12 protein-coding genes are annotated in these 13,396 nt (G+C 71.3%); 5 read left to right on the top strand and 7 right to left on the bottom strand.

The window, feature by feature from the left end; translation table 11 throughout:
* Positions 1-364 precede the first annotated feature (364 nt).
* The 5 genes from E1181_RS07135 to E1181_RS07115 all read left to right on the top strand — a co-directional run bounded on the left by E1181_RS07135 (position 365) and on the right by E1181_RS07115 (position 5,505).
* Positions 365-1,207, top strand: a complete 843-nt coding sequence (locus E1181_RS07135) for a hypothetical protein (protein ID WP_132673151.1) — start codon at positions 365-367, stop codon at positions 1,205-1,207.
* Between the two features lie 74 nt (positions 1,208-1,281).
* Complete coding sequence (locus E1181_RS07130) at positions 1,282-1,743, top strand: nuclear transport factor 2 family protein (protein WP_132673150.1); 462 nt, start codon at positions 1,282-1,284, stop codon at positions 1,741-1,743.
* Positions 1,744-1,972: 229 nt separating this feature from the next.
* The gene (locus E1181_RS07125) at positions 1,973-2,983 is read left to right on the top strand and encodes a CobW family GTP-binding protein (RefSeq protein ID WP_235876548.1); all 1,011 of its coding nucleotides are present in this window, start codon (positions 1,973-1,975) and stop codon (positions 2,981-2,983) included.
* A gap of 255 nt (positions 2,984-3,238) precedes the next feature.
* Positions 3,239-4,207, top strand: coding sequence for a prolyl aminopeptidase (gene pip, locus E1181_RS07120; protein WP_132673148.1), 969 nt, complete (start codon positions 3,239-3,241; stop codon positions 4,205-4,207).
* A gap of 95 nt (positions 4,208-4,302) precedes the next feature.
* A complete protein-coding gene (locus tag E1181_RS07115) occupies positions 4,303-5,505 on the top strand; it encodes an SLC5/6 family protein (protein WP_235876546.1) in 1,203 nt (400 codons plus the stop codon).
* 215 nt (positions 5,506-5,720) lie between these two features.
* Here E1181_RS07115 and E1181_RS07110 read toward each other — a convergent pair whose 3' ends face one another.
* From E1181_RS07110 to E1181_RS07080, 7 genes are all read right to left on the bottom strand, one after another.
* Positions 5,721-6,551 carry a methylenetetrahydrofolate reductase gene (locus E1181_RS07110; RefSeq protein WP_235876544.1) on the bottom strand — a complete coding sequence of 277 codons (831 nt, stop codon included), beginning with the start codon at positions 6,549-6,551 and terminating at the stop codon, positions 5,721-5,723.
* The gene (locus tag E1181_RS07105; RefSeq protein ID WP_132673147.1) at positions 6,548-7,171 is read right to left on the bottom strand and encodes an MBL fold metallo-hydrolase; all 624 of its coding nucleotides are present in this window, start codon (positions 7,169-7,171) and stop codon (positions 6,548-6,550) included. The genes E1181_RS07110 and E1181_RS07105 overlap by 4 nt, the downstream gene beginning before the upstream one ends.
* A complete protein-coding gene (locus E1181_RS07100; protein WP_132673146.1) occupies positions 7,168-8,253 on the bottom strand; it encodes an S-(hydroxymethyl)mycothiol dehydrogenase in 1,086 nt (361 codons plus the stop codon). The genes E1181_RS07105 and E1181_RS07100 overlap by 4 nt, the downstream gene beginning before the upstream one ends.
* A 14-nt stretch (positions 8,254-8,267) precedes the next feature.
* The gene (locus E1181_RS07095; RefSeq protein ID WP_132673145.1) at positions 8,268-8,861 is read right to left on the bottom strand and encodes a sarcosine oxidase subunit gamma; all 594 of its coding nucleotides are present in this window, start codon (positions 8,859-8,861) and stop codon (positions 8,268-8,270) included.
* The gene (locus E1181_RS07090) at positions 8,854-11,670 is read right to left on the bottom strand and encodes a sarcosine oxidase subunit alpha family protein (RefSeq protein WP_132673144.1); all 2,817 of its coding nucleotides are present in this window, start codon (positions 11,668-11,670) and stop codon (positions 8,854-8,856) included. Before E1181_RS07090 ends, E1181_RS07095 begins: the two co-directional genes overlap by 8 nt.
* On the bottom strand, positions 11,667-11,930 hold the full coding sequence (locus E1181_RS07085; RefSeq protein ID WP_132673143.1) for a sarcosine oxidase subunit delta: 264 nt from the start codon (positions 11,928-11,930) through the stop codon (positions 11,667-11,669). Before E1181_RS07085 ends, E1181_RS07090 begins: the two co-directional genes overlap by 4 nt.
* Positions 11,931-12,146: 216 nt before the next feature.
* The gene (locus E1181_RS07080; protein ID WP_132673142.1) at positions 12,147-13,376 is read right to left on the bottom strand and encodes a sarcosine oxidase subunit beta family protein; all 1,230 of its coding nucleotides are present in this window, start codon (positions 13,374-13,376) and stop codon (positions 12,147-12,149) included.
* Positions 13,377-13,396 lie beyond the last annotated feature (20 nt).

The following is a 13,396-nucleotide window of genomic DNA, read 5'->3' as shown; positions in this document are numbered from 1 at the left end:
AGCCGGTCAGACTCCTCCGCCGGACGCGAGCGGCGGGCGCCGAGGTGACCCGCGGCCTGCCGGAGTCGAAATCCGCGCGGTGCGGGCCCGCCGACGTCCGATCGGCGGGCCCGCACCTTCGTTCCAGGTCAGGAGCCGTACCTGCGAAGCCTCGCCGGGCGCGGGAGGGCGACCGGCGCAACGTCGGGTTCGCTTTCACGCGCACGGCGGTGCCGCATCCAGCGCCACCACACCACCGTGAGTGAGGGGATCGCGATCGCCGCGCACACGGGGCACATGCGACCGAGTGGGCCGCACGCGGGGCATCGCGTCAACGCGGCTCTTCGAACGAGTCGCCGGACAACTCCTGGGGGAGGACGACGCGATGGGGCGCGTTTCCGCGGGGACCACTCTGCCTCGGCCACCGGGCCTGCGCGGCCCGCTCACCCGGCGCCGCCTGGTGCGGACCGGTGCGCTCGGCGGCTCGCTCGTGCTGCTGGGGCTGCTGCCGGCCCTGCTCGGCGGCCCGGTGTGGCTTCGAGCCGCCGGGCTCGTCCCGGGCTTCGGGATCGTCTACGCGACGCCCACGCCGGACTGGTCCGCCGAGCTCGTGCCGTGGCTGCTGCTGAACCTCGTCGTGCTGCTGGCGGTCGTGGCCGGTCTGCTGACGGGTTGTCAGCGCCACTACGCGCGCACCGACCGAGCCGGAAGCCCGTCCCCGACCGACGCGGACTGGGGCGGGGGCGCGAACCGCGCGAACGCCCTGGGCTGGAGCATGTTCCTCGCCCGGGCTCGCAGCGCGCCCTGGTACCGCAGGCTCCGCGACGCCGCGCGGAACCTGGAGAACCCGCCCGCGGAGTTCCGGATGTTCGACGCGTCGGTGCACGCCAACGGGATCCTCGGCCTGGGCGCGGTCACCGACGAACGCACCTGGCGGGACATGCTGCTCACCCCGTCGCGCCACCCCGGCCCGCGCCTCACCGAAGTGCCCTGGCCGGACATCGCGGTCGTCACCGCGACCACCGACGGCCGGTCCCACGAGGCGATCCTCCGCGGCACCGACGCCGCTCAGCGCCGCCACCGGCTCGGCTTCGACCGCCTGATCCCGCACCGCACCTACACCGTCGACGGAGCCACCGCGCGGGAAGTCACCGCGGATGCCACGGGCAGAGCGGTGGTCGAGATCGAACTCCGGTCCCGCCACCACCTCCGCCTCACGCGGCGCTGACCCGCGGGCGTGTCCGCTCCGCCTCGTCCGGGGCTGGGGCGAGAATGGGGGTTCCCCGTCTTCAGGAGGTCGTCGTGCCGGAGGATCGCCCGCCCTACCCGCCGTTCACCCGCGAGACCGCGCTGCAGAAGGTCCAGGCGGCCGAGGACGCCTGGAACACGCGTGATCCGCAGCGCGTGGCGCTGGCCTACACGCCCGATTCGCAGTGGCGGAACCGGGACGTGTTCCTCAGCGGCAGGGAGGAGATTGTCGACTTCCTGACCCGCAAGTGGGAGCGCGAGCTCGACTACGCGCTGCGCAAGAGCCTCTGGAGCTTCGGGGAGGACCGCATCGCGGTCCGCTTCCAGTACGAGTGCCACGACGCCGCCGGCCAGTGGTGGCGCAGCTACGGCAACGAGCTCTGGGAGTTCGACGAGCACGGCCTCATGCGACGCCGCGAGGCCAGCATCAACGACGTCGCCATCGACGAGGCCGACCGCCGCCTCCGAGGACCCCGCCCGGAGGCGGAACGCGGCCTCGACATCCCGCTCCGCTGAGAGCTGTTGAGGAATTGCTTTGCGTGGCGGTGCGGGTAGCGGAACCTGACCGCCTTCGTGGGCCATGAAGGCGATCAGAACCAGTGCTTCGGGTGGTGGAAGAGGATGCGGCTCAGCCGCGTTCTCAACCAGCTGCTAGGCAGAGTCCCTGGTCAGGGCCTTCGCGGCTGGGGAGCGGTGGCGTGCGAGGATGACCGCCGGTGAGCGAGTTGATGAACGTGGGGGAGCTGTGACGGCGCGGATTCCGGTGGTCGTGCTGGCGGGCTACTTGGGCTCGGGCAAGACCACCCTGCTGAACCACCTGCTGCGCAACGACGACGGACGCCGGATCGGCGTGCTGGTCAACGACTTCGGCAGCATCAACATCGACGCCATGAACGTCGCCGGGCAGGTCGACATCGCGATGTCGATGGAGAACGGCTGCCTGTGCTGCGCGGTCGACGCCGACGGCGTGGACCCGATGCTGGAGCGGCTGGCCTACCCGGGCGCCCCGCTGGACGTCATCGTGATCGAGGCCAGCGGCATCGCCGAACCCCGGCAGCTGGTTCGGATGGTGCTGTCCTCGCAGAACCCGCACATCGAGTTCGGCGGGTTGGTGGAGGTCGTCGACGCCGCCGAGTTCGACGACACGCGGGCCCGGCACCCGGAGCTCGACGATCACGTGCGGCTCGCCGACCTGGTGGTCGTCAACAAGATCGACCGCGTCGACGAGGCCGACCGGGACCGGGTGATCGGTGCGGTCCGCGAGATCGCCGACGGCGCCGTGCTGCCCGCCGAGCGGGGCAGGATCTCGCCGGGCATCCTCTTCGACGACGTCGAGGTGCGCGACTTCGGGGCGAGGCAGCTGTCCTTCGCCGACCTGGAGGAGCACGATCACGACCACGACCAGCACATGCACGCGGCCTACGAGTCGATGGAGTTCATCTCCGACCGGCCGCTGAATCCCTCGGCGTTCCTCCGCTTCCTCAACGAGCGGAGCCGGGGCGTCTACCGCATCAAGGGCCCCATCGACTTCGGCCCGTCCGGCGACGACCGCCGCTTCATGCTCCACACCGTCGGCGTCTACGCCGCGTTCGAGAAGACCAGGTGGAAGGGCCCGCGGGCCACCAGCCTCGTCCTCATCGGCACCGACCTCGACACCGAGGACCTCACCCGGCGGCTCCAGTCCTGCGTCGACCCGGACCCCGACACCATCGACGAGCTCGGAATCCTCAACCTCTCCCGCCACCTGGAGAACTGAGCCCACCACGGCCGATTTCGCTCCGAACCGACCGGGCACACCGGACACCGATCAAGGCCGGCTCGGACCCGAACCGCCCGCCGCGAACCACCGACCCCGCCCATCGCCGCTCCCAGCGCGAGTGAGAGCGGGGACGGCGTCGGTTGCAGGGCCGTCGGTGGTCGCGTGCGTAGGCAGCGGGTGCCCACTCCGTCGATGTCACTCCGGGGAAGCTGGTGGAGTGGCAGCCTCGGGGGTGCTGGGAGAGGAGACGACGTGTATCCGGTGATCGAGCCGTTCGATTCTGGGATGCTGGAGGTCGGCGACGGCCACCGCGTGTACTGGGAGGTGTGCGGTAACCCGAACGGCAAGCCGGCGTTGGTGCTGCACGGCGGTCCCGGCTCGGGCTGCACGCCCGGGATGCGCCGGTTCTTCGATCCCTCGGCATACCGGATCGTGCTGTTCGACCAGCGCATGTCGGGTCGCAGCACTCCGCACGCCGCCGAATCCGGCGCCGACCTGTCGGCGAACACCACCGAGCACCTGATCGCCGATGTGGAACGGCTGCGCGAGCACTTGGGCGTCGACCGCTGGCTGGTGGAGGGCGGGTCGTGGGGTTGCGTGCTGGCGCTGGCCTACGCCCAGCGGCACCCGGACCGCGTGTCGGCGATGGTGCTGTGCGGCCTGGCCACCGGTCGGCGCGCCGAAACCGACCTGCTCACGCGCGGACTCGGCGCGATCTTCCCGCAGGCGTGGGAACGCTTCCGCGACGGCGTGCCCGAACCCGACCGCGACGGCGACCTCGCCGACGCCTACCACCGGCTGCTGATGGACCCCGATCCCGCCGTGCACCGCGCAGCGGCGCGGAACTGGGCCGCTTGGGAGGAGGCGCTGGTCCCGGGCTCCCCGCCGAACTCGATGTTCGACGACCCGGACTTCGCCCTCGGGTTCGCGCGCGTCGTCACCCACTTCTGGCGGCACGGCTCCTGGCTGGACGACGAGCAGCTCCTGAGCGGAACCGGCGCTCTGGCGGGCATTCCCGCGAAGCTCCTCCAAGGAGTGCTGGACCTGGGCAACCTCCTCGGCACCCCGTGGCAGCTCGAAGCCGCCTGGCCGGGAGCCGAACTGGAGCTCGTGGACGCCGGTCACCGCGCCGCAGGCAGTTTGGCCGAGGCCCTCGTGCGGGCCACCGACCACTTCCGCCCCCAGCGGGGCACCCCTGCGAGCAGTGGGGACGATCTGTAACGTCGCGACTGCCGTCGTTGGAACGACCAGCGCCGACGTGCGCACCGGTCGGACGCGACGCACCAGGCGCGACGAACACCGAGAGGGGACCGAGCATGGCCGAGCGGGACCGGGGTGAAGCCTCCGGTGAAGCCGGCGACCCGGGCGGGGAAGAGCACGACGAGCGCTCCGAGGACCAGCAGGAGGCCGAACCCCTCGCTGAACGCGGCGAGCCGGAGTCGGAGCCGCCCGATCGACGCCTCGGGCTGGTGGCCGACCCGGACATGCCCGAGCGCGTCACCCGGCGGCTCGCCCGCGACCTGCCCGAACTGCTCAGCGACGAGGACCTGTCGTGGGCCGTCGAGGTCGATGTCGACCCGGTGACCGCCGGCAGGCACAACACCCGCGACATCCTGGCCTCCACCCGCGAGCGGATGGACCACCACCAGTGGGACCTCGCGATCTGCCTGACCGATCTCCCGGTGCGCGCCAACGGCCGCCCGGTGGTGGCCGAGGCCGACCTCGACCGCGACGTGGCCGTGGTGTCGCTGCCCGCGCTGGGCGGTACCCAGGTGTACCGGCGGTCCAAGCAGGTCATGCTGCAGATGGTCGACGAGCTCACCGGCCGCGAGGGCGGTGGCGAGAACCGCTACGGCCTGGACAGCACGCTCTCCAGACTCCTGGCGCCCGTGCAGCGCCAGGAGCACGACGGCGAGCACGAAGCGGACGTCCGCTACACCACCACCCGCAGGCGCGGCCGGTTGCGGCTGCTCAGCGGCATGGTGCGCTCCAACGAACCCGCGCAGCTGGTCTTCGGGTTGCGCAGCGCGCTGGCCGCCGCCGTGGCCACCAGCGCCTTCGGCCTGTCGTCCAGCACGATCTGGCAGATCGGCGACCAGCTCGGAGCGTTCCGGCAGGTCATCGCCGCGGTGCTGTCGGTGGCGCTGCTGGTCGGCTGGATGATCCTCGCGCACGGGTTGTGGGAGAAGCGGCGCGACAACAGCGAGAACGACCGCGATCAGGTGCTGCTCTACAACACCTCCACGGTGGCGACGCTGACCATCGGGATCGGCGTCATGTACCTCGGGCTGTTCGTGATCAACCTGGTCGTGGCTCTGTTCCTCGTGCCACCGAACCTGCTGGCCAGCAGCCTCGGCCATCCCGCCGACTTCACCCGCTACCTGGCGCTGGCCTGGGGATTCACCACCATGGGAGTGGTCGCGGGAGCCCTGGGCTCCAGCCTCGAATCCGATCAGGCCGTGCGCCAGGCCGCCTACGGCTACCGCGAGGAGCAGCGCCGCCGCGAGCAGGAGGGCTAGGAGCTGTTTAGGAATTACTTTGCTCGGCGGTGCGGGTGGCGGAAACCCCCGAACGGGGAAGGCACAGCGGTCCTCTGGCTCCGGGATCCGAGACTGATGTATGCCAATACACGGCGCTACGGCTGTCCTCCCCAGAGAACCGCTGAGAACCCGCGGCGGTGCGAGCTGAGTCCCACACCTGAAACAGCGGCTACCGCCGCCTTCCTAAACAACTCCTAGGACAGCTCGGCGAGCCGGGCCTGCCGCCAGCGCTCGGTTCCGGCCAGGTCGTTGAAGGTGAACAGGTGGAATCCGCTGATCGCGTTGGCCGGTGAGGTGATCTGGTCGGTCAGGCCGGTGACCAGCTTGTCCGGTCGGTAGCCGCTGGGCAGGAAGAACCGCCAGAACATCGCCGACTGCTTGGCCAGGAACCGCGCGGACTGGCCGAGGCCGAGACCCGCCGAGACCCGGATCAGCTTCTGCCGGTTCACGCTGCCCGGAACCCCCACCCGGATCGGCGTGGTGATGCCGGATTCGTGCAGGCCCCCTGCCCAGTCGATGGTGGTCGCGGGGTTGAAGCACAGCTGGGTGACGATCTCGTTCGCGTGAACCGTCTTGCGCCGCAACGCTTCGGCGATCACCGAGTCCGGGATCGTGCCGTGGCCCTCGGGATACCCGGCGATCCCGATGTGGGAGAAGTCGTGCCCGCCCTCGGCGAGCGCGACCAGCAGGCTCTCGGCGTCGGGGAACTCGCCGGCGGGCTCGGCGGCGTCACCGCCGACGACGAACAGGCGGTCCACGCCCGACTCCAGCAGCCGCGCGGCGATCTCGTCCAGTTCGGCCCGGTCGCGCACGAGCCGGGCGGCCAGGTGCGGGGCGGCGGCGTAGCCGTTCTTGCCGAGCCGGACGGCCAGGTCGACCGTCGGCTCCAGCCCCCTGGCCTCGGTGGTGGTGACGGTCAGCACCACGTCCCGGGGGACGTGGGCGAGGACCTTCTCCTCGGTGCTGGCGAAGGGCAGCACCTCGTAGGAGGCGTTGCGCAGCGCGGAGGTGAGCGCCGCGCTCACCGGGACACCCACTCGTCGAACTGCGCCACGACCTCACCGATCGTGGTGCCCGGACCGTGCCCGGGGCGGACCCTGGTCCGCGCGGGCAGCGGCAGCAGCCGGTTCCGGATCGAGTCGATGATCGCGTCGCGGTCGGAGAACGAGCGCCCGGTCGCGCCCGGCCCGCCGGCGAACAGGGTGTCGCCGGTGAACACGGTCGCCAGGTCCGGGCAGTAGAAGCACACCGACCCCGGGGTGTGGCCGGGGGTGTGGACGACCTGCAGGCTCAACCGCCCGATGTGGAACGTCTGGCGGTCCACCAGGCGCCCGTCCGGTGCCCGGTCCGGGTGGGTCAGCTCCCACACCGGCCGGTCCATCGGGTGCAGGTACAGCGGTGCCCCGACGGCGTCGGCCAGCTGCGGGGCCACCCGCACGTGGTCGTCGTGGGCGTGGGTGGCCAGCACCGCGACCACCTCGCGGCCCGCGACGAGGTCGAGGACGGCGTCGACGTCGTGCGGCGCGTCGATGACGAGGCACTGGTGGTCGTCACCCACGACCCACAGGTTGTTCTCGACTTCGTGGACCTCGCCGTCGAGGGAGAACTTCCCCTCGACGGTGGCGTGGTCGAGCCGGATGCTCATGGGAACGTCACCACCGAACGCAGCACTTCGCCGCGGCCCATCTTCGCGAAGGCCGCTTCGACATCATCAAGGGAGATCTCCTCGCTGACGAACTTCTCGAGCGGCAGCCGGCCCTGCAGGTGGAGCTCGGTGAGCATCGGGAAGTCCCGTTCGGGGAGGCAGTCACCGTACCAGCTGGACTTCAGCGCCCCGCCGCGGGCGAAGACGTCCAGCAGCGGCAGGTCCAGCCGCATCGACGGGTCCGGCACGCCGACCAGCACGGCCGTGCCCGCCAGGTCGCGGGCGTAGAACGCCTGCTCGTAGGTCGCGGGCACTCCCACCGCGTCCACGACCACATCCGCTCCGTGACCACCGGTGAGCTCGCGGATCGCCTCCACGGTGTCGGACTCGGAGGCGTTGACGGTGTGCGTGGCGCCGAAACCCCGCGCCCACTCCAGCTTCTCGGGATCCTTGTCGACGGCGATGATCCGCCGCGCACCCGCCATGGCCGCCCCGGCGATGGCCCCGTCGCCGACGCCGCCGCAGCCGATGACGGCCACCGAATCGCCCGGCCCGACCTGCCCGGTGTTGACGGCGGCGCCGATCCCGGCCATCACACCGCACCCCAGCAACCCGGCCACCGCCGGTCGCGCCGCCGGGTCCACCTTCGTGCACTGTCCGGAGTGGACGAGCGTGCGCTCGGCGAACCCGCCGATGCCCAACGCCGGCGAGAGCGGGGTGCCGTCGGCGAGCGTCATCGGCCGGGAGGCGTTGTGGGTGGCGAAGCAGTACTGCGGGCGACCGCGCTTGCAGGCGCGGCAGTTCCCGCACACCGCCCGCCAGTTCAGCACGACGAAGTCGCCCGGCTCGACGTTGCTCACCCCGTCGCCGACGGAATCGACGACACCGGCCACCTCGTGGCCGAGCAGGAACGGGTAGTCGTCGCTGATGCCGCCCTCGCGGTAGTGCAGGTCGGTGTGGCAGACACCGCACGCCTGCACGCGGATCACGGCCTCACCCGGGCCCGGATCGGGCACGAGGATGGTGGTGACCTCGACCGGCTTGCCCTTCCCGGTGGACACGACCGCACGAGCTTCGATCACGTCAACGCTCCTGTTCAACGGTTCTGGTGGTATTCGGCCGCCGCGTCGCGGAGCCAGTCGGCGAGGTAGCGCGCGAACGAGGCGCGCACGAAGATCCAGTAGTTCGGCGGTTCGGTGTCGCGGCACAGCAGCACCACACCGGTGCGGGCCAGCAGGGTCTGCGCGCAGCGGTCCGGTCCGAAGCTGCGCCGGTGCAGGTCCAGCGCGCAGCCCTTCGCCAGCAGCTCAGGCGCTTTCGGCCCGGCGACCTCGATGATCGTGCGGTGCGCCGAGACGTCCACGACGGCGCCGTGCTCGTCGCCGAGCGCCTCGGCCACCGTCGCCTGGATCCGGTCGGCCTCGCCTTCCGGGCCGACCAGCAGCCATTCGTCCGGTCCGAGCCAGGCGACGAGCAGCCGTTCGGTGCGCGACACCTGCCCGGCCTGGTTGGGCAGCATCGTGCCGAGCGCGGTGCCGATGCGTTCCGCGGCAGGGCTCTTCGGGTCGACGCGCAGCGTGACCTGGGCGGTGAAGGACACCTCGGACAGGCGCAGATCTCCGGGGACCGAGGAGTCGGTCAGCACGTCGGCGTGCGAGGCCAGCGGGGATTCGCCGTAGGGCTCAGCCATCGCGGCGGGCTCCTTCCTTGTCGTAGAAGACCGGTTCGGTGATCTCCACGGGCACCAGCTGGTCGCCCACGTGGCTGTAGATCGTCTGCCCGATGCGGTCGCGACCACCGGCGACCAGCGCGAGCGCGAACGGGCGGCCCAGAGCCGCGCTGCGGTAGCTGGAGGTGACGTGCCCCAGCATCGGCACCGGCGGTTCGGGCAGCTCACCGGTGGCCACCAGCTGCGATCCCTCCGGTACGACGGGGGAGTCGGCGGGCGGGAGCAGACCGACGAGGTGCTTGCGGTCGGAGCGGGTGGTGTCCGCGCGGGTGAACGAGCGCATGCCGAGGAAGTCGTCCTTCTTCTTCGACACGGCCCAGCTCATCCCGAGGTCGTGCGGGGTCACCGTGCCGTCGGTGTCCTGGCCGACGATGGGGAAGCCCTTCTCCGCGCGCAGCACGTGCATCGTCTCGGTGCCGTACGGGGTGATGCCGAACGGCACGCCCGCGTCGTGCAGCACCTCCCACACCTCGCGGCCGTACCAGCGCGGCACGTTGATCTCGAAGGCCAGCTCGCCGGAGAAGCTGATCCGGCACACCCTCGCCTGGCGGCCCGCGACGAGGCCGTCCTGCCAGGCCATGAACGGGAACGACTCGTTGTCCAGCTCGAAGCCGGAGGACACCGCCGCCAGCACGTCGCGGGAGCGGGGCCCGGCCAGCGCGATGGTGGCCCACTGCTCGGTGACCGAGGTCAGGTGCACGCGCAGGTGCGGCCACTCGGTCTGCAGCCAGTCCTCCAGCCACTCCAGCACCCCGGCGGCACCACCGGAGGTGGTCGAGATCAGGTACCGGTGCTCGCCGGTGCGCATCACCGTGCCGTCGTCGAAGACCATGCCGTCGGCGGTGCACATCAGCCCGTACCGGATGCGGCCGACCTTCAGGGTGCTCATCTTGTTGGTGTAGACGAGATCGAGGAACTCGGCGGCGTCCGGGCCCTGCACGTCGATCTTGCCGAGCGTCGAGACGTCCTGCATGCCCACGCCGGTGCGCACCGCGTCGCACTCGCGCAGCACGGCCGCCTGCATGTCCTCGCCCGGCAGCGGGTAGTACCAGGGCCGCTTCCACTGGCCGACGTCCTCGAACGGCGCGCCCTGCTCGACGTGCCAGTCGTGCATCGCGGTGACCCGGGCCGGGTCGTAGAGGTCGCCCCGGTCCCGCCCGGCCAACGCGGCGAAGGCCACCGGCGTGTAGGGCGGGCGGAACGTGGTCGCGCCGACCTCGGAGAGCTCGACGCCCAGCAGCCGGGAGATCACCCCGGAGGACAGGATGCCGGAGGTCTTGCCCTGGTCGTGGGCGGTGCCGATGGTGGTGAACCGCTTGATGTGCTCGACCGAGTCCATGCCCGCGCCGACGGCCTTGCGGACGTCGGACACGGTCGCATCGCGCGCGAGGTCCACGTACTGCTCGTCCTCGCACGCGCAGGTGAGCAGCCACGTCGGCTGCGGCGCGACGACCGGCGGGCACGCCACCGCGGGCACCTCGGCGAAGTCGGCGTCGAACCCGGTCTCCCGCGCCGCGTCGCTGCCCGCCTCGGAACCGGTGCGCAGGCAGTCGAAGGTGCCGAAAACCCCTGCGGCGGCGCCGATCGAGCGCACACCGCGCGCGCTGCGGTCCGGCACGAACGCGCCGATCTCCGCCGAGTAGCGCAGGGTTCCGCGCGACTGGCTGTGCAGGTGCACCGCCGGGTTCCAGCCACCGGAGACCAGCAGCAGGTCGCAGTCCAGCTCGTCGGTCGCCTCCTCGCCCCTCCGCTGCACCGTCACGCCGCTCACGCGGCTGGTGCCCGAAGTGCCGATCAGGGCGGAGCCGTTGCGGATGGGGATGCCGCGCTCCACGCAGCGCGAGGCCCACACCGTCGACACGACCGGCCGGACGTCCACCACCGCGGCGATGGCGACCCCGGCGTCGTGCAGGTCGATCGCGGCGGCGTAGGCGCTGTCGTTGGTGGTGAACACGACCGCGCGCTCGCCCGCGAGCACGCCGTAGCGGTGCAGGTAGGTGCGGGCGGCCCCGGCCAGCATCGTGCCGGGGCGGTCGTTGCCGGGGAACACCAGCGGGCGCTCGTGCGAACCGGTGGCCAGCACGACCTCGCGAGCCCGGATGTGCCAGGTGCGCTGCCGGACGAAGGAGTCCTCGCCGTGGTGCTCGACGGCCACGAGGTAGTTGTGGTCGTAGTGGCCGAACACGGTCGTGCGCGGCAGCGCGGTCACCTCGGGGGCGGCGTCGAGCTCGGCCACGACCCGCTGGACCCAGCTGTCGGCCGGCCTGCCCGACAGCTGCTCACCGCTGCCCAGCAGCTGGCCGCCGAACTCGGTGCCCGCATCGGCGATGATCACCCGGGCTCCGCTGCGCGCGGCGCTCAGCGCCGCCGCGAGACCGGCGGGTCCGGCACCGACCACGAGGACGTCGCAGTGCGCGTGCGTCGACTCGTAGCGGGCCGGGTCGGGTTCGGTCGCCAGCCGTCCCTGGCCGGGCAGCCCCGTGGCGGCCAGGCCGTCGCGCAGTTCGACGGTGGTCGCGGTGAGCATCGGCTCCGGGAACGGCTCGTCGATCTGCACCAGCGCGTTCGGTTCCTCGGGGCCCGCGGCCATGATCCCGCGCGGGCGGCCGTGCTTGATGCTGGTGGTGACCTGGTGGACGCCGTTGGCCAGCAACGCCGAGGCGAGGGTGTCGCCTTCGAAGCCCTCGTACTCCCGTCCGTCGAACCGGAAGCGCAGGGTGCGGTCCCGGTCGATCCGGCCGCCTTCGGCCAGCCTGAACTCGTTGCTCACCTCGTCACCGCCCCGTCGTCGTGGAGGATCTCGTTGGTCCTGGTGTCGCGGCGGAGGGTGAACCAGCGCCGGCAACCCGCCTGGTGGTTCCACCGCTCCGCGAAGGCGCCCTTCGGATTGGCGCGGTAGAACAGGAATCGAGCCCAGTCCACATCGGACACCGCCTGCGGATCGGCGGGGTAGGCGACGTCGGCCTGACCGCCGTAGTGGAACTCGGTCTCATTGCGCGGCCCGCACCACGGGCAGGGAATCAGCATCATGGGAGCCTCCTTGTGGGATGTGCGGGGTTGAGCTGCTCGGGGGCGCGGGTGGGGGAACCTGAGCGGCTCCGTGGACTCCGTGCGCCGCTCCTTGAGTATTCGAATGCGCGGCGTCCCGGCCGGCGTACTCGCCACGAAGCCGCTCAGAACCCCCGGTGGTGCAAGTTGCATGGCGCTCACCTAAAAGAGGAAGTGGCTCCGCCACTTTCGAACGGACTAGTGCGCCACGCCGGCTGCGCCGTGCTCGTCGACCAGGGCGCCTGTGGTGAAGCGGTCCAGGCTGAACGGGGCGTTGAGCTCGTGGGGCTCGTCGTGGGCGATGGTGTGGGCGTAGCACCAGCCGACACCGGGTGTCGCCTTGAAACCGCCTGTGCCCCAACCGCAGTTGATGTACAGGCCGTCGAACGGGGTGAGGCCCATGATCGCCGAGGCGTCCGGGGTCACGTCCACCACGCCCGCCCAGGTGCGCAGCACGTGCGCGCGGGCGAACATCGGGAACAGCTCGACCGCGGCGGTCAGCTCGCGCTCGATGGTGTGGAAGGACCCGCGCTGCCCGTAGGAGTTGTAGGCGTCGATGCCGGCGCCGAGGACGAGTTCTCCCTTGTGCGCCTGGCTGACGTAGACGTGCACCGCGTTGGACATGACCACCGTCGGGTGCACCGGTTCCAGCAGTTCGGAGACCAGGGCCTGCAGCGGGTGGCTCTGCAGCGGCAGCGGCAGGCCGAGCTCGTCGGCGAGCACCGAGGTGTGCCCGGCGGCGGCCAGCGCGACCTTGCCGGTGGCGATGTCACCGCGCGTGGTGCGCACGCCCACGATCTTGTCGCCCACCCGGTCGAAGCCGGTGACCTGGCAGTTCTGCACCAGGTCCACGCCCATCCGGTCCAGCGCGCGGGCGAATCCCCAGGCGACGTGGTCGTGCTTGGCGATGCCCGCCCGGGGCTGCCAGGTCGCGCCCATGACCGGGTAGCGCAGGTCCGGTGAGGTGTTGATGATCGGGCAGATCTCGGCCACCTGCTGCGGATCGAGCCACTCGGCGTCGATGCCGTTGAGCCGGTTCGCCCCCACCCGCCGGACGCCGTCGCGGACCTCCTGCAGGGAGTGGGCGAGGTTGAGCACGCCGCGCTGGGAGAACAGCAGCGGGTAGTCCAGCTCCTCCTCCAGCCCCTCCCAGAGCTTCAGCGCGTGCTCGTAGAGCCCGGCGCTGGCGTCCCAGAGGTAGTTGGAGCGGATGATCGTGGTGTTGCGGGCCATGTTCCCGCCTGCGAGCCAACCGCTTTCGAGCACGGCGACGTTGGTGATGCCGTGGTTGACGGCGAGGTAGTAGGCGGTGGCCAGGCCGTGACCGCCGCCGCCCACGATCACCACGTCGTAGGACGGTTTCGGGTCGGCGGGGCCCCAGAGCCAGTCCGGGTGCTCAGGCAAGTCGGCGCCGGGAGTGCGCGGCATGAGAGCCCTCCGTTCGATGT

Source organism: Saccharopolyspora terrae (genome assembly GCF_004348435.1).
Taxonomy (GTDB): Bacteria; Actinomycetota; Actinomycetes; order Mycobacteriales; family Pseudonocardiaceae; genus Saccharopolyspora; species Saccharopolyspora endophytica.
Note: the sequence above shows the minus strand (reverse complement) of the source record. Positions and strands in the feature narration are given on the sequence as shown.

What these genes read in the sequence shown, in the direction of transcription:
- E1181_RS07135 (WP_132673151.1), top strand. Translation starts at nt 365, where the DNA reads ATGGGGCGCGTTTCCGCGGGGACCACTCTGCCTCGGCCACCGGGCCTG.
- E1181_RS07115 (WP_235876546.1), top strand. Translation starts at nt 4,303, where the DNA reads ATGGCCGAGCGGGACCGGGGTGAAGCCTCCGGTGAAGCCGGCGACCCG.
- E1181_RS07105 (WP_132673147.1), bottom strand. Translation starts at nt 7,171, where the DNA reads ATGAGCATCCGGCTCGACCACGCCACCGTCGAGGGGAAGTTCTCCCTC.
- E1181_RS07095 (WP_132673145.1), bottom strand. Translation starts at nt 8,861, where the DNA reads ATGGCTGAGCCCTACGGCGAATCCCCGCTGGCCTCGCACGCCGACGTG.
- E1181_RS07085 (WP_132673143.1), bottom strand. Translation starts at nt 11,930, where the DNA reads ATGATGCTGATTCCCTGCCCGTGGTGCGGGCCGCGCAATGAGACCGAG.
- E1181_RS07080 (WP_132673142.1), bottom strand. Translation starts at nt 13,376, where the DNA reads ATGCCGCGCACTCCCGGCGCCGACTTGCCTGAGCACCCGGACTGGCTC.